This is a genomic window from Streptomyces sp. SolWspMP-5a-2, from assembly GCF_900091845.1.
In the GTDB taxonomy this organism is placed as follows: Bacteria; Actinomycetota; Actinomycetes; order Streptomycetales; family Streptomycetaceae; genus Streptomyces; species Streptomyces doudnae.
Genome location: NZ_FMCI01000007.1, coordinates 1 through 20,171 on the forward strand (window position 1 = coordinate 1; position 20,171 = coordinate 20,171).

Annotated in this window: 15 protein-coding genes and 4 pseudogenes; 13 read left to right on the top strand and 6 right to left on the bottom strand. The window is 67.9% G+C overall.

All coding sequences use genetic code 11. The features are described 5' to 3' along the window. The first annotated feature begins 413 nt into the window (after positions 1–413). The 5 genes from GA0115242_RS00495 (at position 414) to GA0115242_RS00515 (ending at position 5,512) form a co-directional block, all read left to right on the top strand. Positions 414–1,193: a hypothetical protein gene (locus tag GA0115242_RS00495; RefSeq protein WP_141721435.1), complete on the top strand. Its 780-nt coding sequence runs from the start codon at positions 414–416 to the stop codon at positions 1,191–1,193. A gap of 391 nt (positions 1,194–1,584) precedes the next feature. After that, complete coding sequence (locus GA0115242_RS00500) at positions 1,585–2,718, top strand: hypothetical protein (RefSeq protein ID WP_141721436.1); 1,134 nt, start codon at positions 1,585–1,587, stop codon at positions 2,716–2,718. 138 nt (positions 2,719–2,856) lie between these two features. Further along, positions 2,857–3,828 (top strand): hypothetical protein, encoded by a 972-nt coding sequence (locus GA0115242_RS00505; protein WP_093823306.1) that lies wholly within the window; start codon positions 2,857–2,859, stop codon positions 3,826–3,828. A 443-nt stretch (positions 3,829–4,271) separates the two neighbouring features. Continuing rightward, positions 4,272–4,679, top strand: coding sequence for a hypothetical protein (locus GA0115242_RS00510; protein ID WP_093823308.1), 408 nt, complete (start codon positions 4,272–4,274; stop codon positions 4,677–4,679). 170 nt (positions 4,680–4,849) lie between these two features. Then, positions 4,850–5,512 (top strand): hypothetical protein, encoded by a 663-nt coding sequence (locus GA0115242_RS00515; protein WP_256089318.1) that lies wholly within the window; start codon positions 4,850–4,852, stop codon positions 5,510–5,512. 327 nt (positions 5,513–5,839) lie between these two features. On the opposite strand, the gene GA0115242_RS00520 is transcribed toward GA0115242_RS00515, so the two are convergent. Together GA0115242_RS00520 and GA0115242_RS00525 are read right to left on the bottom strand one after the other, a co-directional pair. After that, entirely contained in the window at positions 5,840–6,604 is a 765-nt protein-coding gene (locus GA0115242_RS00520; protein ID WP_093823310.1) for a transposase family protein, read from the bottom strand. A 140-nt stretch (positions 6,605–6,744) separates the two neighbouring features. After that, the gene (locus GA0115242_RS00525) at positions 6,745–7,125 is read right to left on the bottom strand and encodes a transposase (protein ID WP_161352907.1); all 381 of its coding nucleotides are present in this window, start codon (positions 7,123–7,125) and stop codon (positions 6,745–6,747) included. Positions 7,126–8,420: 1,295 nt separating this feature from the next. Here GA0115242_RS00525 and GA0115242_RS00530 point away from each other — a divergent pair. Beyond that, entirely contained in the window at positions 8,421–9,506 is a 1,086-nt protein-coding gene (locus tag GA0115242_RS00530) for a WD40 repeat domain-containing protein (RefSeq protein WP_161352909.1), read from the top strand. A gap of 617 nt (positions 9,507–10,123) precedes the next feature. Here GA0115242_RS00530 and GA0115242_RS41375 read toward each other — a convergent pair. Further along, a complete protein-coding gene (locus GA0115242_RS41375; protein ID WP_237548522.1) occupies positions 10,124–10,288 on the bottom strand; it encodes a hypothetical protein in 165 nt (54 codons plus the stop codon). A gap of 238 nt (positions 10,289–10,526) precedes the next feature. Between GA0115242_RS41375 and GA0115242_RS42390 the strand changes: the two genes are divergently transcribed. From GA0115242_RS42390 to GA0115242_RS00540, 3 genes are all read left to right on the top strand, one after another. Next, a complete protein-coding gene (locus tag GA0115242_RS42390) occupies positions 10,527–11,195 on the top strand; it encodes a hypothetical protein (protein WP_311638779.1) in 669 nt (222 codons plus the stop codon). A gap of 78 nt (positions 11,196–11,273) precedes the next feature. After that, positions 11,274–11,462, top strand: coding sequence for a hypothetical protein (locus tag GA0115242_RS42395; protein ID WP_311638778.1), 189 nt, complete (start codon positions 11,274–11,276; stop codon positions 11,460–11,462). Between the two features lie 405 nt (positions 11,463–11,867). After that, entirely contained in the window at positions 11,868–12,920 is a 1,053-nt protein-coding gene (locus GA0115242_RS00540) for a hypothetical protein (RefSeq protein WP_237548523.1), read from the top strand. A 10-nt stretch (positions 12,921–12,930) separates the two neighbouring features. On the opposite strand, the gene GA0115242_RS00545 is transcribed toward GA0115242_RS00540, so the two are convergent. Together GA0115242_RS00545 and GA0115242_RS00550 are read right to left on the bottom strand one after the other, a co-directional pair. Then, complete coding sequence (locus GA0115242_RS00545; protein ID WP_093823317.1) at positions 12,931–13,581, bottom strand: hypothetical protein; 651 nt, start codon at positions 13,579–13,581, stop codon at positions 12,931–12,933. Between the two features lie 121 nt (positions 13,582–13,702). Beyond that, a pseudogene (locus GA0115242_RS00550) lies at positions 13,703–14,522 on the bottom strand (transposase). A gap of 151 nt (positions 14,523–14,673) precedes the next feature. On the opposite strand from GA0115242_RS00550, the gene GA0115242_RS00555 reads away from it, so the two are divergent. Next, positions 14,674–15,204, top strand: coding sequence for a hypothetical protein (locus GA0115242_RS00555; RefSeq protein WP_093823319.1), 531 nt, complete (start codon positions 14,674–14,676; stop codon positions 15,202–15,204). 89 nt (positions 15,205–15,293) lie between these two features. Here the strand turns inward: GA0115242_RS00555 and GA0115242_RS00560 are convergent. Continuing rightward, positions 15,294–16,166, bottom strand: a pseudogene (locus GA0115242_RS00560) (IS5 family transposase); the annotation flags it as partial. Positions 16,167–16,294: 128 nt separating this feature from the next. On the opposite strand from GA0115242_RS00560, the pseudogene GA0115242_RS00565 reads away from it, so the two are divergent. The 3 genes and pseudogenes from GA0115242_RS00565 to GA0115242_RS41380 form a co-directional block, all read left to right on the top strand. Further along, positions 16,295–16,498: pseudogene (locus tag GA0115242_RS00565) on the top strand (transposase); the annotation flags it as partial. A gap of 338 nt (positions 16,499–16,836) precedes the next feature. Continuing rightward, entirely contained in the window at positions 16,837–19,800 is a 2,964-nt protein-coding gene (locus tag GA0115242_RS00570) for a SpoIIE family protein phosphatase (protein ID WP_093823320.1), read from the top strand. Between the two features lie 164 nt (positions 19,801–19,964). Continuing rightward, positions 19,965–20,171, top strand: a pseudogene (locus GA0115242_RS41380) (IS5/IS1182 family transposase); the annotation flags it as partial.

Consider the following 20,171-nt stretch of genomic DNA (forward strand, 5'->3'; position numbering starts at 1 on the left):
ACTGCCGCCGCTGTTGCCGCGCTGCCGTCCGCCCGGACGGGCGGCAGCGCGGCGGGCCGCCCACAACACGAACATCTCCGGCAGACGTCCCGGCCGGCGCCGCACAGGCGGCGCCGGCCCGTTCCGCCGCTTCGCGTGACGTCTCCCGGCCCTGTGATCTGCAGACGTCAGAGGTCCGGGGCGCGCGCGGCCGCCATGAAGACCTGCACGGCAACGCACGGCGGCACGGCAAGAGCAGGTTCATCGTGCCCGACGAGGCCCACAACACCCACCCGCATCACAGACGCCTTCTGGGGCGCATGAGGCGAGGGCGCTTCGTGGGATGTGGCGTTGCTGACGTCTGACCCGAATCGATACCGCGGCCGACGCAAGCGCAGTAGGACAACAGGGTCGACGACCAGAGGGGGACGGACATGAACACGGTACGGCTGGCTGGAGCCGTTGCGGCAGCCTTAGGGATCTGGGTGCTGTGGAGACGGCACAGATACCCCGGCGGCTGGGCCTTCGCCTTCAGCTTCCAGTACGAGACTGACCGCGAAAGGCTGGCCAACGCTCGCAGCAAGGCACGCCATGCAGCCCGCACAGCGGCTCAAACCGAGTCCACCGCGCAGGCCCAGCTCACCTCCGCCAAAGCCGATTACGACCGTAGGCTGGATCAGCTGGCACAGAAGATCGCAGCTCTGCGCAATCCCGGCACCGGTGAGCGGCTGGGCAGCCTGGGAGAGCTCGCCCTGTTCAGGCATGCCCTCGTGGTGACGTCGTCAACGGACACCCGTTCCATCGCGCTGGCTGACCTGGACGTCTCCTTCGACAAGGAGGAAAGGATCTACTCGATCTACATCACCCAGGTCACCGGGCATCGGCACCGGGTCAAGTACCCGCATTTCCGTGCTCCCCTCGATGACCAGCCCCTCTTCGACCACGAGGCCGTAAGCGACTTCGTCATTGCCATCCAGAACGCCGTCGCAGACGAGAACAACACCCGTGCCCGCATCCCCCACCAGCTCAAAGAAGCCGAGAGAGAGTTGGAGGACGCCCGCGCCGACACGCGCGCGCAGGAGGCGGCACGCCGACGCCTCGCTCAGGTACGGCAGCGCAACCGCCAGGACCCGGACCGCGAGGCCGCGGAGGACGAACTGGAGCGGGCCCGCCTTGCCTGGAAGAAGCTGACCGGCCGCATGCCTCCCAGGTAGCGAGATATGGCTGCTGTTGCCGGCCCCACCGACAGAGCTCCATGGCTTTCTTTGGGGGGGGTGGCCAGCGTGGGCGAGGGGCAACTGCCCCAGCGGGCCGGGGCGTCTCGACCGGGGCGGCCCGGGAGCCGTTCGCCGCGCGTGAAGCCCACCTCGGCCTTGCTCCGGGCCGTCCAGCGCGGGACGCGCCGGTCCTGGTGCGCGGACAGGTTCGCCCCGGGGTCACGTGGATGGGGCGCCGTCCGGACGAGCCGCGCGGCCGCTCCTGCGCGCGGCCCGGCGAGGATGACGGCTGCCCGGGGTGGGGAGCCCGGGTCTGCGCGCGCCGGGCGGCGGCCTCTTGTCGGTGGCCACCGTTAGGCTCAGCAGCCACTGCTCTGGGGGAGGTTGCGTGACGTACGGAATGCTGACACCGGATGTGCCGCTCGGTCCGTTCGAGGGCGCCACCATCACCGTGTGGGCGGCGCCGGGCAAGCACGCGAAGCTGCACGCCACAAGGTCGTGCTCCTTGCTGCGTTCGGTGCGGGCCACCGAGCGGGAGGTGCGGCTGGGGGCGTCGGTGGTCGACCGGATGTGCCCTCGGTGCGCGGCGTACGGGCGCTGGGCGCGCGCGGGGACGACGCTAAGCATCTTCCTGGAGGAAGTGACCGGCCTGGGGCTGCTCTACAAGTTGGACCGCTGTCATGAGGCCGGCGAGGACAGCCACGACGACGAAGACACAACCCGGGCGGCAGCTCTGCTCCTCCTTGATGCCTCGATCGGCGGGGAGGACGCCGAGGAGGACGACTGGGAGGAATTGGAGGAGGCCCGGCAGGTGCGGGAGGGCGTCTTCGCCGACTGGCTCGACGCACTGGCCAGCCTGGCCGACGTGGATCGGGTCCTGGAACTCTTTCCCTGGCTGCGTCCCTGGGCCCAGGCGGCGGTGCGCCGCAAGACGGACCACCTGGAGGTGCTGAGCGCCCGGGCGGCGCGGCTGGTGGCGCAGAACCTGCTCGTGCTGGCGACGGCCGTGGCGGCCCTGCCGGAGCCGGAACTGCCCGCCGACGAACTCTCTTTCGCCCCGCTGGGCACACCCACCGAGGCGAAGACTTACCTGCGGTCGCTGTGGCGGCGTTGGCGCAGCCACGTCGAGGACTACTGGGGCCACCCTAGCGAGCAGCGGTATCTCGCCCACGACCTGCGCAGTGCGATGAACGGACGGCGCAAGGGCGCCGACCGGCTCATGGAGCGGGCCGCGGCGCTGCTCACCGTGTGGGAGGAGAGCGCACGTTCGTCGGGGCCGGACGCGGACGGGACCCGGGTGCTCCTCATGCGGGTGCCGGATGCTGCCGCGCCGCAGCGCGGCAGCCACGAGCGTCCCCTCGAGCGTCTGTCCCGCTGGGAACAGGCCGTGCTCGCCTCATACACGTCCGTGGAGCGCAGGCACCCGGCCGAGCACCTGACGCTGACGGTGCGGGTGCCCGGGACGGTGGCCGTGCGGCTGCTGTCGCTGGACTCCGTGCTCGCCTACGAACCCGCCGCCTAACAGGAGCAGTCCGACCCGTCCGGGCCCGGGCCATCGCCTGCCGCGGATGCGGGACTGCGGCCCGGCGTCTTCGACGACACCCCGGTCAGCGGCCGCCGCCTGGTCAGCGCGAATCATCTGCGGGCGCTGCGGCGCGCGGTGCCGGACGCCGAGCAGCTGTATGCGGTGCTCAGCGTGGGCGGAGGGGTCGAGGTGGTGGCACTGAGCGTGCTGGAACAACGGTGCGCCGCCGGCCGGCAGGGCATCATCCTCGCCGGCGCCGACGACCTGCCCGAGGAACTGTTCGAACCGTTGCGCCAGAGCGTGCACGACGGCGCGGCACAGACCGAAGGAACAGGAGTATGGGCTCCTGAGGTGAACGACCCGTGCGATGCAACATTCGGCAGCAGTCTGAGCGCAGCGGAGGGCGAGCGGCTCCTCGTGCGGCTGTGCGAGGGGCGCGCGGACACCAGCCGTGCGCTGCGCACCCTGGCCCTGGCCCGCTCGGCGGCGGACCTGCGCGACCTGGAGGCCTCCGGGTACGACGAGCGGGGCCCGCGCAGCTCTGTGCCGTGGCCGGTCTGGGACGGTCTGCTGGCGATGGAGCAACTGCGCCTTGGCCCCTTCGCGCCGGTCTCGGACGACCGCTGGAGCAGCGGCTCGGGCCTCCCCGTGGGGGTCCTCGCCTCGGTGCAGGCCTACACATCGGACGCGGCCGGCCGCTTTGAGGGGCGAGCCCACTCCCCCGGCTGCGCGCACCGGCGTCCGGAGCCCGGCGTCGGCCGCTACGACGAGATGGTGACCATCGAGGAGCTGATGGGTAACCAGGGGTTCGACCCGTGCAGCAAGTGCGGCGGGTACGCGGTCCGCCGTCTCACCGATGCCCAGGTCGCCTACTACCGTGCCGCGCACCGGCTGCACGCCGTCGCAAGGCTCGTCGGCTCGCTTCCGCGCCGCCGGACACTCAGCAGTGAGGATGTCACTCGGGCCCTGCACGAACTCGATGATCTGAACGCCTGCACGGACGCGGCCTGGTTCCCCGCACGGGAGCAGGCGCACCAGTGGCGGCGGCGCGCAGGCGATCTGGGGCGTGAACTGCAAAAGCTCAACGCTGACGCACCCGGGACATGATCAGGAGTCGGCAGCGAGCACACCGACTCGGTTTCTTGGGCACACTCAACGACAGGCTCGGGAGGTTGTGTCCGGCGCCGTGAGATCCGCGCCCCGGACTCCCGCCAGCACGGCCTTGCCCGGGGTCTTGCCCCTCGCCACGGCGACCGCTGGATCTATGCCCTCGGCCTCCTGATAGACGGTCACTCTCCGGCACACCGCCCCAGTCGCCCTCAGCCTGCGCCACGGCTGCCGACATGCCGTCAGATCCGTACCCGCACAGGTCCTCAGGGCGAATGGTGCACCGCCGGTCTATCCGCTCGCCACCCTCAGGAAAGCGCAAGAGCTCGCCTGCCTGCGGGTGCCCGATCAATCGACAGGCAGGTTCGAATTCGCCGTGCAACCATCAGGCACCTTCACGAGTCCCACACATCACGTCCGTGAACTTCTGTGAGGAACCAGCCGTGAAGCGCTCCACCCCTACTCTGCTCCTGTCCGCGATCGCCACTGCGGTACTCACCGCGTGCAGCGGCACGGAAACCGGCACCAGCGGCTCGCCCGAGGCCGCCCCCAAGGTTCCGGCATACAAGATCACCCACCAGGACACGGACGGCAATCAGCGCCGCGTCACCATCAAGGTCACCTCGGCCAAGGGCCTGCGCGCCGTGTTCAACGACGCAGCGGCTGGCCTGAAGGACGACGCCGGCTACTTCGTCGAGATCAACTGCACGACCGGGGGAACCGGATCGGCCGACAACCGGCTCGCCAACGGCAAGAAGGCCGTGGGCCACATGGGAGCAGCCTCGACGGGTCTGGCCGATGGGAAGACCGAGTTCGAGGAGCAGCAGGGCGCCACCTGCCCCGCCAAGTAGTTCACCTGCCCGGCAGGCGGCTCGGCCGGGCAGGACGTTGGCATGGGGGGCTTGTGGACGGACTGGGCTGGGAGCAGTGGGCTGTGCTGGGCAGAGCACCAGCAGATCTTCCCGAGGGGTGGGGGTGGAAGGTGACCCGGCCGTCGGGGCGTGGCTTCGCTGAGGACGCCGTGGACTATGCCGCTCTCCTGCGAGCCGGTGCGACCGTGGTGGTGGAGGAGTCACCGGGGGTCGAGCTGCGCCGCCGCAAGCAGCCATGGCACCGGGCGGCCCCCTACGCCGCGGGAGCGTCGTATCTGCCCTTCACAGCGGAACTCCCCTTCGGGCTGTGGGTGTTCCATCTGGTGCCGGGCGAGGACGAGACGCGGGCCGGACGGACCTGGCACCAGCGCATCTGCTTCCGGGTGCCGGCGTGGTGGGCTCTGGGACCACAGGGCCGCACCGCCGCAGCACTCGTATCGCGTGTCGAGCAGGCCACCTGGCAGGACGTCCTGGCCCTGCGCCGCAGCTACGAGAAGGCATGGCCGACGGACCGGGAAGACTCTGCCTGGTACGACGCCCGCGACCTGGCCGCGGACCGCGACCGCGGCCTACTGAAGAATGTGCTGATCAAGCACACCGAGCAGGCCCTGTCGCGAACCGCACAGCGTCACGGCAAGCGGGTCCGGGGATTCTCCGACGAGCAGAAGTCCGTCACGTTCGCAGCAGTGGCCCTGGCCATCGCTGACCTCTCCCCCGATCTCGCACAACGTCTCCTCGGCCCTCTCCGCCTCGCTCTCGGCGATGTCCATACCTGGTCCGTGCCGCTGTGGGCGACAACCGTAGGCACGTGAACAAGCGCGAGAGCCGCTGCCTGCCTCAGCACGGGGGACCGATCGGAAGCCGAGCAACTGCTCTCGCCGGGCTTCGCTGTGAAGCGAGCTTCTTGGACGGCACGTTGCCCAGGTCCGCCGTCCTCGCCGGACGGTTCCCGCGGCGCGCTCTCGAACTGTGTGTCCGATCATCTGCTACCGACAGGAAAGATCATGAACAGCCGGGACCGTATTCCCTACTTGCGCTGGCAACGCCACTTACCTCGCCTCATACAGGACCGGACCGCAGGTGTGATGATCGCTGGGGCTGCTGTCCTCGCCCTCATGTTCAGTGAGCCTTTTCCAACCTCACTCTGAGCTGGTCAGATGAAGGGTGAGTACGGCCTGGACGAGGCTGGTGATCCGGGTCGATGAGCACCGTAGTTTGCGGAGGAGTCGCCAGGACCTGAGGGTGGCGACGGCCTGCTCGACGAGTGCCCGGATCTTCGCGTGTGACCGGTTCACCGCCTTCTGGCCTGGGGAGAGGGTCTCCCACCGCCCCCAGCACGGGATGCGGACCGTGCCGCCGGCACCCCGGTAGCCCTTGTCGGCCCAGCACTGGATGCCGGCCTCGGCGAGGGCCTCGACAATGCCGTGTTCGCGGGCCGCACGGATGTCGTGGACGGCGCCGGGCAGGGCTGGTGAGGCCCGCAGCAGTCGACCGAAGGGGTCTGCGATGACCTGCACGTTCATCCCGTGCTCCTTGTGCTTTCCGGAGTAGAACGGCCGGTCCGCGGCGACGCGGTCGATCGCCAGCAGCGTGCCGTCCAGGAGCAGGTACGCCTTCATCGACGCGGTTCGCACCGCGTCGGCCAGGCTGGGGGCGAGGGCGGCCAGGAGGTCGACAGCCTCGGTGACGTAGCGGTAGGCCGTGGTGGTTCCGACGCCGAACCCGGCCGCGAGCTGCGCATACGTGTGCCCCATCCGAAGGTGGGCGAGGGTGAGCAGAGCCTGGCGGCCGGAGCTCAGGCGCCGCCAGCGGGAGCCGATCGCACCGCGGTGACGCCGCAGCTGCTGGGTGAGGAAGCGGAGGGCAGAGCTGGACACGTCGACGCCCGACGGGCAGACAAGCACGTGAAGCCTCTGATGGAAACGGTTCTCTTGATCGAAAACCCATCTACCAGGGGCTTCACCACATTGTCAGCCCAACCGCGCCAGGCCCACGAGCCAGGTTGGAAAGGGCTCACTGTCGCAGGCCAGGTGGATTTTGCTGGTCAGGCCGCCTCGGGAGCGTCCGAGGCCGGGACTGCGGGCCCCCTTTTTCGGGCCCCGGCGGCGTGCTGGTGGGCGCGGAGGACGATGGAGTCGACCGACACCAGCCAGTCGATGTCCCCAGCCGCATCGGCGTGCGCCCGGCGGCTCGGAGCATGCGCTCGAAGGTGCCATCCAGCGCCCACCCGAAAGCAGGTGTGCAGTGTGGCCCACGGGCCGTACCGCTCCGGCACGTCCCGCCAGGCCGTCCCGGTGCGGAACTTCCACACGATTCCGTTGAGCACCTTGCGGTCGTCCAGCTGCTTCCAGCCACGCAGTGACACCGGCAGCAGCGGTCCGACGAACTCCCACTCGGCACCGGACAGTTCATGACGACGTATCACCCAACCATGATCCACTACGCGAGATCTTTTGAAGACGCGCTCTAGAGACGAGCCTGGCCTGGTGCCGCTCGCACCGAGAGCTCGAACGAGCATTTCCGGCCCACTCTGTGCCCATAGGTGACGCAGGCGTGTGTTTCCTGATCGGAACCCGAAAGAGCTCCACACAGCGCGCGGCTGGCATCCTGGGATTCTCCCAGCGCACGTTACAGCGCTGGACCACTATCAGGCCACCCGCAGAGTACAGGTCGCGCTCATTTTCAAACAAACTCTGTCATTATTGGCATGTATAGCATTCAGATTTTGCCTATCGCTCAGACTGAGCCCGCGAAAAACCTTTCTGCTTGATCCTCTTCCGTAGCCGCTTCATCAGTTGCGGATCATCATCCAACGCGATCGCTTCGGTTGCACTACGCTGCATGCTCATGAATTCCTTATATGCCGCCTTGTGGGGGCTCGGCGGCAGCGCCGTGGCCGAGGCCTTGCAGATTTATCTATCCATGAGAGTGCCAGGTGACGCCCGGAGCTTCCGATCACCGTGGTCGAATCGAAAACAGCGCAAATATTTTTGGGGTGCTGTAGCCCTGCGTCTTTTTCTGGGAATCCTTCCACCGGCTGCGATTACTGCGTCCTCCCATGTCTTCTCCCCCATGCATGCGATGGTGACTGGTATGACAGCACCACTGTTGATCTCTCGGCTTGCGCAGACCCAGACGACTGTCCCAGCGGACGACCTTGCTGGCGGACAGCCCCGCATGTACGAGGGACGTGCGGCCGCGACACGGGACAACGCCGATCTGCCACGCCCACCCGCTCCTCGCGCAGCCGCCGAGCAGCGCATCGTGCCAGACCGGGGAGCAAACGGACGGACTGGGCCTTCGCCTGTGCCGACGGCGGAGAGCCATCAACCGTCTGCAGACTCGGCACCCACCCAGGAAGCCGCCGGTTCCAGCGCCTCACACCACAGCGGGGGCACCACTGCCCCACCCTCACAAGAGCCGCTCAACGGTAAACCCGCCAACGCGTCGCCACCCGACCCAATCGAGGCTGGCGACCCAAGCGCCGAGGAGCAGCAGGAAGACGACAGCGAATCCGTACACCGCCAGTGACGATCCTCATGAGGTAGGCCCATGCCGCGCAAGCCACTTCGTTTCCTCGAAGAACTAGCACTTCACCAGTCACCTGTGTCCGGGCGCTTCAGCCCTGACGCCACGTTCCTTGATTTTCTGGCACTGACACCCAGTAAACGCCGACAGAGCCGGGCGCGCCGTAAGCGCCCCTACCGGCCCGGTAGAGGAATGTCTTCTTCCTCCCTGACGCTCTTCTTGTCGCTGGTGCTGGTGGGCGGAGCAGCTTTCGGTGCAGGCTGGTTACTGCACCTGCCTCTGATGTCGTCTCCGGCTCGGTCGCCCTGGTCGCCCATCACATCTCAGGCGGACATCAAACGGACCTACACGGTGGGCTCCTCGCCCGTCACCGGTCTGGCCTTCAGTCCCGACGGACGTCTCCTCGTGGCCACCACCTATTCCGGTCGTGTCGTTGTCCGTGACACATTCACCGGCCGGGAGGTGAACAAGAAGTACACGCCCGAGTCCACCGGGGCCGCGACAGGTGTGACTTTTAATCCCGATGGACGCACCTACGCTGTCAGCACCAGCACGGGTGCTGTTTTGCTGATGGCTGCCAAGGACGGCAACAAGGTTGCTTTCCTCCCCTCGCCGAACAGGCGTGGTAGCGCTGTGACCAGTACGGCTTACAGCCACGACGGACGTACCCTTGCGGTGGCCAACGCACAGGGCACGGTGCAGCTCTGGAGTGTGGACCGCGAGCGGCCCGCGATCCTGGCTACCCCTGGACGCCAGCACTCGGTGAGCGACGTCGCCTTCGACCGCCGGAATGCGACGCTGGCCGTGGCAAGTGTCGACGGCACCGTGCAACTGTGGGACGTTCAGGACCCAAGCAGGCCGGAGGTCCTCAGCACGGTACAGCGGGGTCTGCCTGCAACTAGCATCGGGTACAGCCCTGATGGCAGCGTTCTGGCTGCGGGCAGCAGCGACGGCACGACGAAGTTCTGGAACGTCAGGAATCCTGCCGAGCCGCAGCCGTACCGCGAGGCGGCGTCCCGCTCCCTTCCAAGCGGTGTCGGTTCGATCAGCGGCCTTGTCTTCACCGCCCGAAGTCGCGTTGCAGCCACCACTACCGGCGGATACGTGCAGCTGTGGGACGTTCACAAGAATCCCAAACTTCTGCGGGCCCCCACCCGATCTCAGGCTTTCACCAGTCTGTCTTACAACGCTGAGCGCTCTACGTTGGCAATCGGAATCACTAACGGCACCGTGCAGGTCTGGTCGGCTGACAGCACCGACCGCCTCGGTGGCAAATAGGCCGAACAGGTTCCCTCGCACCGCGGTTCTCTCGCCGTCCGCACCGAGGTACCCCCTGTCCCATGTCTACGCCAGCGTAACAAGGAGGCCGATGTCGAAAGTTCGGGCATTGCCGGACTGAGGTGTCGTAGCAACCCTGCCCAAGGACTCTTGCTCGGTTCGACACCCGCCTCGCCGCTGCTCTGTCCGAGCTCGTCGGCCTCCTCAATGCAGGTGGGCTCCCCGGATACCGGCCGCTCTGACTCTTCCAAGAAGCTCGGGCCGTCGGCACAGAGCTGCGTCGATGCTCATCGCTGCGGCCAACGAGGCACTCATGGCGGCAGACGCCTTCCTGCGCGCCCTGGCCCCCACGCCCCTGGATGCCTACTCCACCAACATGGCGGCCCGATGCCCCGACGCGGACCGTGCCCGCCGTTGTGGTGGAGTGCCGACCGCTGCCGTGGCAACCGTTCAAAATCAGCCGTGCCCCGTTCAATGGCCGGTGTAGTCCAGGGCGAGTTCACCAGCCTTCCCCCCCCCCTTGCGCCGCATACGGTGACCTCACCTCCCGCACGCCCGGTGCAGCAGAAGCGGCGGCAGGCATCACAGATACGGCACGAGAGGAACACCGAGATGGCTCAGGCCGCGGTGAGCGAGCTGGACAAGCGGGTGCCGGGGCGCCGTTGGACGGTCCGTCTGAACGCCGCCAGCCGGGGCAGTGCAGCCGTACGCATCTCGTGCAGCCGTCCCGCCTGCGCGGAGCAGCGTCTGCCGTCCGCGGCCGCCGGGCGGGCGGCCGCCATCGCTCACCTCAAGGCCCACCTGCGCGCCGCCCCCGTCCCCAGGCCCGGGGCCTACTGCGCGTGCAGAGCAGACGGCTGCCGCACGCACCTGCCAGAAACCGGTAGGCCTACGCGTGCCGAACCCTGGCGATGCGGTGGGCCGGTCGTCCTGGCCGTGGTGACCGACAGGGGAGGACGCTGGTGGCAGGCTTTGGAGTGCTGCTCGCGCTGCGCGGCCGCCACACATGGGGCGAAGACCGTGGCCACTTCCCAGGAGCCTGAGTCCCATCTTTCCGAACATCGGTCTCCCGCAGCACCGAGCGCGACGCCGTTCTCCCACCGCCAGGCCGAAGCCGTGACGGGGCTGCCAGCGTCCCGCTCCGCACCTGCACGCCGCCGCCCACCACAGTCGAAGATCGCCCAGCGCGTCATCCCTCACCATCTGCGGCCCGTCGCCTTGCGGGACGAGCTCATCGAGCTCGGTGACCTCTTCCGCGCCTACCAACAGCGCACGGAGCCAGACGTGGCCCTCCTCGCCAACCTCCACGAACGCGAGGCACGGGCCTTCACCACCTGGGCCAACGTCAGTGGCATCGAGAGCCTGCGGCTGGAGACCCGGTGCGCCGAGCAGGCAGCCACTGCCGCGCGCTTCCAGCACCAGCAGCGCACCGGCGGCATCGCGGACAGCGACGGGCCGGTCGTGTCGCGCCCGCTTTCCGGACCGACGCAAGGGGACCACGCGCGCGCTGTCCTCGCGCACGTGGCAGACCACACCCCGCTGCCCGGCCCGGAGGCACGGCTGCTGGTGCTGATGCTGACTTTGCGCACCGCGAACATCGGCACCGGCAACCTCGTCGGGCAGGACCTCACCGCGCTGGGCCTGACCGACCCGGAGGACCTGCTCGAGAAGCTGACCGGCCGCGGCTGACTCACACTGCCCGGTACCGCCGCCGATCTGCTCGCCTCCCGGCCGGAGAACCCCACCTCGATCACCGTTTCCTCCCTCGTGCCCCACGAGGACAAGGCGGGCCCGTTCACGTTCGGCAAGAAGATGCGGGCCAAGCTCTCCGGCTGGGCCGACCAGGCCATCTCGGACAAGAAACTCTGCAAGGCCACCGCCGCAACCCGGCTGCTTGCCCTGACGCTGGCCACCCAGGCCGACGCCTCGGTCCCCGCGGCCAGGGCATCGTCCTGACCTCTCTCGCCGCCTGGGTTCCAGTCGATTCCTGTGAACTGCAGCGCCTGGCCGACCAGCTGACCGCAGCGGACTGGCTGACCGATACCGCCCTCACCGATGCCCAGCTCACCGGGCAACTGACCGAACGCGTGCTCCCACTCGTTCGTCCCCTCCATGCCTGATGTACAGGGTCCGTCCGAGTGAACCGGTGACGGTGTCGTCCGTCCCTGGCCGTGGTTGTGCTGGATGCTGGTCGGAAATGGCCCGAGGCGGGCCACGTTCCGACCGCCGCCCGATCCGGTGTAACGGAACGCAAGGAGCGTGGCATTGCACCGGCCTGCACCACCGTGATCACACCCAGCAACTGGTCAGTGTTTGTTGACGTGCCGGGATCGGGCAGAGGCGCGCCAGGAAGGCACTGCCGTGAACGACCGCTCCTCGTGGGAGTCCCGCAAGCTTCGCTACTGGGCCGAGTGCAGTGGCCAATCCCGCCGCACAGGTCTTCGCACGAGCCACCCGGCGCCCGCGGCCTCGCCGGCGCAGGCTCGGCTGGAGGGTCTGGTCCTCGAGCAACTGGGAACCTCTCCGGACCTGTGCGCCCACCCCTTCGGTGTCGCCTCCCTCAGCAGCACCGCGACGTCCCTCACCCTGAACCTCGACGCGTACTTGGGCCGCAAGCGGTACTCCTTCCCCGAGTACTGTCTGAGCCAGCTACTGCCAGCGGCTCCCGCACCAGGAAGCGATGATGACCCGCACGGGATCCCCGGCCTTCGGATGAGCGGCGTCGAGGCTGGCGGTCGGCAACTGCACCTTCACACGGTGAAAGATCCTGGGCAGACAGCCACGCTCGCACTCACGCTGCCCAAAGGGCTGACGGAGGACTGGGCGGACATCGAGCGCCGACACCGGCGCTGGTGCGACGACAACGGTCTGCGGCCACTGTGGACGGACTCACAGCTCGATGGCGTGGAATCCAGGCACGTCAACGCCTACCCCAGCCTCGAAGCCTCGCGGGCCCGGCGGGCCGCGGTGGGCAGCGGACTGCTGCGGCGAATCCCCCTCTTCCACACCGTCACCGCCTTCTACAGGGTCCAGTGCTGGGACGACGGTGGCAGCTGGAAAATCGACGCCCGCACCGCCCATCCCCGGGCCCGCTGGCACGACCAACTCCTCCACAGGCTGTGCCACCCGCGCTGGGGCCTGCCAGTTCGTGTGGCCGACCGGTTCTGCCGCTGCGCCGAGCCGGACGCCCCCTTTCGGTGGCACCACACCTGCGACTTCTACTTCGACAGCAACACCGGCAAAGATGACCCCCTCTACTTGCGCGTCCACGCCAGCCCCGAAGGGCACGACTACGACCGTCAGATCGCAACACTGCACCAGGCCGGTGCCCCAGCAGACTGGATGGCCCGCGTCTTTCCTGAGCAAGCAGTTCACCACCACGACCAACACCGTCAGACGTCGCGGCTGCGGTAAGGAACGTCGGTCACCGAACGAGGCGACGCTGCGCATGCCCGGATTGGACCTGCATCTCCTTGACCGTGAACCGAGCCGGTGCCCCGTCCCCGTCCTGCTGCGCGGCTGCCAGTCCACCGCGCACCGCCTTGATCGCCCCGACAGCTCGGTGGACTCTAACTCCACGGAAATTCCCCTCTGCCTCGTTGCGGCAGGCCGCCTTCGGCGCCCGGAGCAGGACGTCCCCACACGTGCGCAGCCGCGCCGGACCGTGTTCGGCGAGGACGAGGATGCTGTGACGCAGTTCGGTGGCAAGCCGGGTGATCCGCAGGCCACTCGGTCCGCCGCGGTAGACGTGCAGGCGGAAGACGTTGACGGCGTCCGCGTCCCGGACGCTGTCGAAGGTCTGTGGGAGGCCGGCGAGCAGTTCGTAGTCGCGTTTCCCGGTCGCCGCCTCGGCCACCGTCTTGAGGGGCAGGTCCTCCAGCTCGGTGGCGGTCAGCGAGGCGTCGGCGGCGACCGCATGGGTGGCCAGGGCCGCGAACGTCTCCAGCAGCCGCTCGCCCGCGGCCGTGTCGATGTCCCATGACTGGAGGTTCTCCCGGCGGCGGGCCTGCCGCCAAACGGTTCCTGGTCCACCAGCGGGAGCAGGACGCGCCCAAGGAGAGCGCAGCGACGCCACAGCAGATCGTGTTCGGGGGGCACGATTGTTCCCTTCCAGCGCCGGGTGGGGTCCGGGGCAGCCGCCCCTGACTGGCGGCCCCGGGCCTCACGTTCTCACTAGACGACTCATTCCGATGTGATCAGTGGTCGTAGGCGATCAGGGACCGAGTGACCGACTGTCCGGTCTTGTGGTTGTGCCAGATCGCTGCGGCCAGCGCGAGGACGAGCTGAGCGACTCGGACGGCGACGCCCTCGAAGTTCCGGCCGCCGTGCTGTTCCAGGTCGAGCTGGCCCTTGAGGGTGTCGTTCACTGACTCGATCAACTGCCGCACCGACTTCAGCAGGGACTCGCCCTTGCGGCGCTTCTCCCGCTTGAACGACGGCCGTAACAACTCCGCACCGCGCAGCGCCAGATCGGATTCGAACTCCTTGGAGGCGAAGCCCTTGTCCGCGATCAGCAGCAGACCGGGACGGTCGGTGACCGCGTCCGGCTCGCGGTCCAGCATCGCCGTGAGCACCTTGCGCTCGTCCATCTTCGGGTTCGCAAGCGCTCACAGGATCGGCATGCCCGTCGGGGTGCAGAGCAAGAACAGGCGCAGGCCCCAGAAGAACCGAGAGTGTGAGGCGCAGTACCCGTACCCGGCCCAGCCGGCCATTTCCGAGCGTTTCACCGTCGACCGGGAGCGGCCGCACTCCACCGGTGTGGAGTCGGTGATCCAGTGGTTGTCGAACCAGAAGTCCGTATCAACGGCCAATAGCCGTATCGCCTTCTTGACGGGAGCCGACGAAGCGCAGCCATCTGGATTCGGAGGTGAAGCCCAGCATCGCCTGCGCGACAGCCAGCGTGACCAGCTCGGAATCCGTCAACTGCGGCGGCCTGCCGAGCCATCGGGTCCCTCCGATCTCGTCATCGATCTTCACGTACAGTGCAGTCAGCAGGGCGTCCAGGTCGCCTATCACAGATTGATCTTGGGCACCCAGTTCTGCGTGCCGACGGACGTGGGCAGATGCCCTTGCCACCGCCCTGCTCCACTCCTCGGTAAGACTGCTGAGGGCGAAGGAGTTCACAGCCAGGCTCGACCGGCTGTCGTGATCGGAGGAAGGTCACAGCATGACCATCAGCCCGGAGACGACCTCGTACACGCACGACGAGGACGATCTCCTCGACCTCATCCGCAAATACGTAGAACTTCACAACCGTGGCTTCGCCGCCCGCCCGGAATGGGCACATCAGAGCTCGGCCCACCTGCTGCTCGCCCTGGGACGCCGATTCGCCCCTGCTCCACGCCCCCACGACCTGGTCGGGATGCCCGACCGGCTTTGCTACGGAAACTCCGCCCGCTATGCGACAGACCATCAGGCAGAAGGCATGGTGTACGCGGAGGGCTTCGCTTTGATCAACGCGGGCGGCGCAGACTTCCACCTCCCCCACGCGTGGGTCGTCCGCCCCAACGGCACCGTCCTGGACCCGACCTGGGATGACTCTCCTGGCCGGGCCTACATTGGCGTTCCCATCGCCGACCCGACGCTATGGCCCGTTGATGGCGGCGGGCTGTTCGCGGACTTCGAGAAGACCTTGCCACTGCTGCGTGACGGGTTCCCGGCGAATGCGATCGCCGACATCGGTCGATCACTGATCTGACGGCTCCGCCCCCACCGGGCGACCACGATGCCCGAATGCACCGTCAGCGTTCGGAATAACTCGTCTAGGGCCTGTTGTGCATGTGCTGGTCGCAGCCACTCGTTGATGGCTGCGACCAGCACTGTAGCTTCGTAGCGGACGGCGAGTTTGTCGTACCGAGTGGCGACGGCCCGGTGGCGCTGGAGCCGGTTGATCCCGCACTCGACCGCGTGCCGTTGCTTGTAGTCGTTCTTGTCGAACTTCGGCGGGCGCCCGCCGCGCGAGCCACGCTTGAGGCGGTTGCGGACTCGGTCCGCCGGAACCGGAATGGTGGCCTTGATACCGCGTCTGCACAGGTAGGAGCAATTGCCGCGGGGGTCGTACGCCTTGTCGGCCCGCACCCGGTCCGGGAGCTTGCGCGGCCTGCCGGGCCCCAGCCTCGGAACCCGGACGGCTTCCAGGACCGCTTCGAACTGCGGGGAGTCGCCCCGCTGCCCGGCCGTGATCACGACGGACAAGGGCTTCTGCCTCTGCTCGACTGCAGTGGATCTTGCTGGTCAGTCCGCCGCGGGAGCGTCCGAGGCCGTGATCGGCCGACTCGACGAATATCCCGCCGGGCGGCTCCTTCTGGAGGTCCCCCTTTTCGCCGCTCCGGCGGCGTGCTGGTGGGCCCGGCAGACAGTGGAGTCGACGTTGACCTCCCAGGTGATCAGGCCCTTCGCGTCCGCCTCGGCCTGAAGCTGGGCAAGGATCCTCGCCCAGGTGCCGTCCCGCTGCCAGCGCCGGAACAGGTCATAGACCCGGTCCCAGGGCCCGTAGCATTCGGGCACGTCCCGCCAGGGAGCACCGGTCCGGGTCCGCCACCGTATGCCGTCTATCAACTGCCGCCGCGTCCACACCTGCGGCCGACCCGGCTTGACGCCCGTCGGCAGCAGAGGCTCCAGCCGGGCCCACTGGCCGTTCGACAGATCCTTAAGTCCCAAAGAACGTGATCAACAACGAACAAGATCCACTTTCGCAACAGACCCTAGGAGCCGCTCACTCGCAGGAGTGACGGCTGAAGAGGCTCACTGACGCCCACCCGCTGCCATCAGATTGCCCTGCTCACACCGTGGTCAACAAGATCCTGTTCCGGATCCGAACCGGTGTCCTGTGGCGTGATCTGCCACAACGCTACGGTTCGCGGAAGACCGTCTACGAACGACATCGCCGCTGGTCGGCGGACGGCACCTGGGACCGGATCCTGCATCCGGTCCAGGCCGACGCTGGCTTGGCGGGGCGGGTCGACTGGTCGGTGATCGGGGTCGACTCGAGTTTCCGGACACCGTGGTGGAGTACGAAGTCGCCCCGTAGCGTCGCGGCAGAAAGCACTGGGCGTCTCCCCGTGGCGGGGATCCGAGCGCTCGAGGCGCTCACCCGCCACGGCCAACATCTGGCCAGGCTCGGAGGGCGAAGAGGCTCCCGCAGGCAGTTACTTTTCCGCATTCTTCGTTTCAGCTGCGCGGGCGCGGGAAGTGGCTGCTTCCTCGTCCGCGCCCGCCCGCGTGTACGCAGCGGCCGTCTCACATCACGCGCCGCGCACCTGCCCCGGATCGGCACCCTCGACGGTCAAGACGCGATTGTGATTTTATGCCCTATATGTACCCTTGAGTGATGAAATCGCGGCTGGATTTGTTGGCCTCCGTGGGTCAAGGGGTCACCGAGAGTGAGGCCTTCCGGCTTGCCCTCCAGCAATCCGTGGCGGAGCTAAACGGTTTGGGCGGGACCGTGCATCTGCGCGGCCCGATGTCGGCGCTGCGGCTCGTCTCCTCGGCGGGACTGCCGCCCCATCTCATACTGCCCTGGGAGATCATCGACCAGGAGGGGCCGAGCGCCCCTGCGCGGGCGCTGCGTGGGGACGGAGTCGGCGTCTGGGTGTCAACCGAGCGCGATGGCCTCTGGCCGGGTTCGGGCATCGCTGCCGTACCGGTGTCCGGTGCGGGGCGCGCCATCGGTGCGCTGTCGATCGTCATGGGCGAGCAGGGCCCGCCGACCGACCGAGAGTGGGCCTTCCTGCGGGCTGTCGTGGGCTGGGCCGAGGAGCGGATGGGGCAGGCGCCGCGACCAGGGCGGGTTGGTGCGCCTGGCGAGGAGTCGGGTGAGCGGCTGCTGCGACATGCGCTGAGGGCTGTCCAGGTCGGAACCTGGGACTGGGACATCAAGAGCGGCAAGCTGGTCTGGGACGACGCGGCTCTGGACATCTATGGCATGACAGCGGCTGACTTCCAGGGACGTATTGAGAACTGGCTGGAGGTTGTCCATCCCGACGATCTTCCTTGGACTCTCGCGGCCGCCCAGCGAGCGATCCGGGACCGGACTGTCTTCGAGGCCGAGTATCGGGTGCGGCGCCCCGGCGGTCGGTACGTCTGGACGCAGGCACGCGGCCGGGTCGTCCTGGACGACCGCAGTGAGCCGGTCCGCATGATCGGCCGGGCCTGGGACAGCAACGAAGCGCCCACCGCCCGCGACGTCGTCGCCCGTGCGCTGCGTCACATGAGCGACGGTTTCCTGGCTCTGGATGAGGAGTGGCGGATCACCTTCGTGAACCTGTCGGCTGAGCAAACGCTCGGATCCTCCCAGGCGCAGCTGGTCGGAACGGTCCTGTGGGAGCTGCCCTCTGTGCTCGGCGTGCCCGATCTGGAGGCCCGATGCCGGGAAGCCGCCGCCACCGGCCGGCCTGCCGGTTTCGACGTACGGATGTCCGTTGCAGGAGGCGAACCCGACTGGGAACCAGCACACGGGGAGATGAAGGCTCGGGTCAAGGTGCGCAGCTATCACCTTCGGCTGGTCCCAGTCCCCGACGGCGTCACGCTCTACTTCACCGATGTCACCGAGCTTCGCCGTCGGGAGGCCGAGCAGGTTGCGGCCGAGCGTTCTTCGGCTGAGCGAGCTGCCCGGATCGCGGAGCTGACGAGTGCGCTCGCCGGGGCGACCACCTCACGGGACGTGGTTGATGCCGTGGCGCGACGCGTGCTGCCGCCGTTCGGAGCTGCCGGGCTAATGGTACTCGCTGTCGAGAGCGGCAGTGGTCGGCTCTCGTACGTCGGGTCCGTCGGATACAGGCGTGACTTCGTCGATGCGATCACGGGCAGTACTCCGGATCGTGGCGGCCCCGTCTGGGACGCGATCTTGACTGCGGAGCCAGTCTTCCTGCCCTCCGTCGACGCATTCATGGCCCGCTACCCCGCGATGCGGGAACGCCCGGCCGAAGGAGCCAAAAAGTCCTGGGCGTTCCTGCCGCTGACTGCTTCCGGGCACACCTTCGGAATCTGTTTGCTCGCCTTCGACAAGCCGCGCCCCTTCCCCGACGGCGACCGTACTCTGTTGACCGCCATCAGCGCCCTCGTCGCACACGCCCTGGAACGGGCTCGGCTCTACGACGCCGAGCACACCCGTTCCCGGGAACTCCAGCGCGCCCTGCTGCCCCGCACCCTGCCCGACCTGCCCGCGTGCACCGCCGCCGCCCGCTATCTGCCCGCTGGGCAGGGGATGGATGTGGGCGGCGACTGGTACGACGTCATCCCGCTCTCCTCCGGGCAAGTCGCCTTGGTCATCGGCGACGTGATGGGCCACGGGCTGTCGGAGGCAGCCACCATGGGGCGGGTCCGCACCGCCGTCCACACCCTCGCAGCACTCGAACTACCGCCCGACGAAATCATGGGCCACCTCAACGAGATCGTCAGCGGCCTCGGTGAGGACTCGTTCGTCACCTGTCTGTATGCGCTGTACGACTCGACCACCCGGATCTGCTCGTTCGCTCGCGCCGGACATCCCCCTCCCGCCGTAGTACAACCCGACGGCACGGTGCACTTCCCCTCGCCGACACCCAACCCGCCGCTCGGTGCGTCTGAGCCGCCGTTCGAGACGGTGGAGCTGACCGTCCCGGAAGAGGGCCTGCTCGTCCTGTACACGGACGGCCTGGTCGAGGCGAAGGGGCGGGAGATCGACGAGGGCATGGCCGCGCTCGCGAAACTGCTCCACACAGCGGACACTTCGCCCACTGCGGACCTCGACCTTCTCTGCGACACCCTGACGACCGGACTCGTCCCCGCCGACCAACCCACTCCCGACGACACGGCGCTCCTGGTCGTCCGCGTCCACGCACTCGCTCCCGACCATATGGCGTCCTGGTCACTTTCCTCGCTCCCGCAGGCGGCCGGAGACGCGCGCAAACTTGTCCGTGAACAGCTCACGGCCTGGGGCCTCGACGACCTCGTGATGACCACGGAACTTCTGGTGAGCGAGCTGGTCGGCAACGTCGTCCGGCACGCCAAGGGACCCGTACGGATGCGGCTGCTGCGCAGCGCCGAGCTGGTCTGCGAGGTGAGCGACGGGAGCCTGACCACGCCTCGGATCCGCCGCGCCTCGGTCACGGACGAGGGCGGACGAGGGCTCCAACTCGTCTCAGCTCTCTCTCAGCGTTGGGGGACGCGTTACACAGCAACAGGCAAGTGCATCTGGACCGAGCAAGCTCTCTCGGAAACGGGGACGGACCGCGCGGGCCAAAGACATGGCGGAGGCAGAAGTGGCCCGGGAACATCGCCCGCTTCGGCAGAGGCGAAGAGCCCGGCGCATTGACAGAACCCGGAAACCAGGAAACGCCAGATGACACCATCACGTACACAAGGAGCTGATTCCAACCTGCCGGCGATATAAGCCAGTTGGGCGGCTCTGCAACGCGATGAAGCTTCTGGTAGGAGGTGTCACGACCATGATCCACCGTGCTCCACCAGGAGCTTCGCGTGCTTGTCTGCCCGTCGTCGATTGATCTGTCCAACCGCACCTTGCGGTACCTGAGTGCTCGGCTGCGTGCCCGGAGAGGGAAGATGAGGATGGGGGCGCGCTGGCGGCGTCTGCCCTCAGGGCGACAGGTTCTGCACGCTCTGGCTCACCTGCGGTGCGCTGATACCTGTGCCCGGCTGGCCGCCGGGTTCCGCATCGGCATCGCG

Coding starts and splice junctions, on each gene's coding strand:
- GA0115242_RS00495 (WP_141721435.1), top strand. CDS start 414: ATGAACACGGTACGGCTGGCTGGAGCCGTTGCGGCAGCCTTAGGGATC.
- GA0115242_RS00530 (WP_161352909.1), top strand. CDS start 8,421: ATGTCTTCTTCCTCCCTGACGCTCTTCTTGTCGCTGGTGCTGGTGGGC.
- GA0115242_RS41375 (WP_237548522.1), bottom strand. CDS start 10,288: ATGGCGGCCGCCCGCCCGGCGGCCGCGGACGGCAGACGCTGCTCCGCG.
- GA0115242_RS00555 (WP_093823319.1), top strand. CDS start 14,674: ATGACCATCAGCCCGGAGACGACCTCGTACACGCACGACGAGGACGAT.
- GA0115242_RS00570 (WP_093823320.1), top strand. CDS start 16,837: ATGAAATCGCGGCTGGATTTGTTGGCCTCCGTGGGTCAAGGGGTCACC.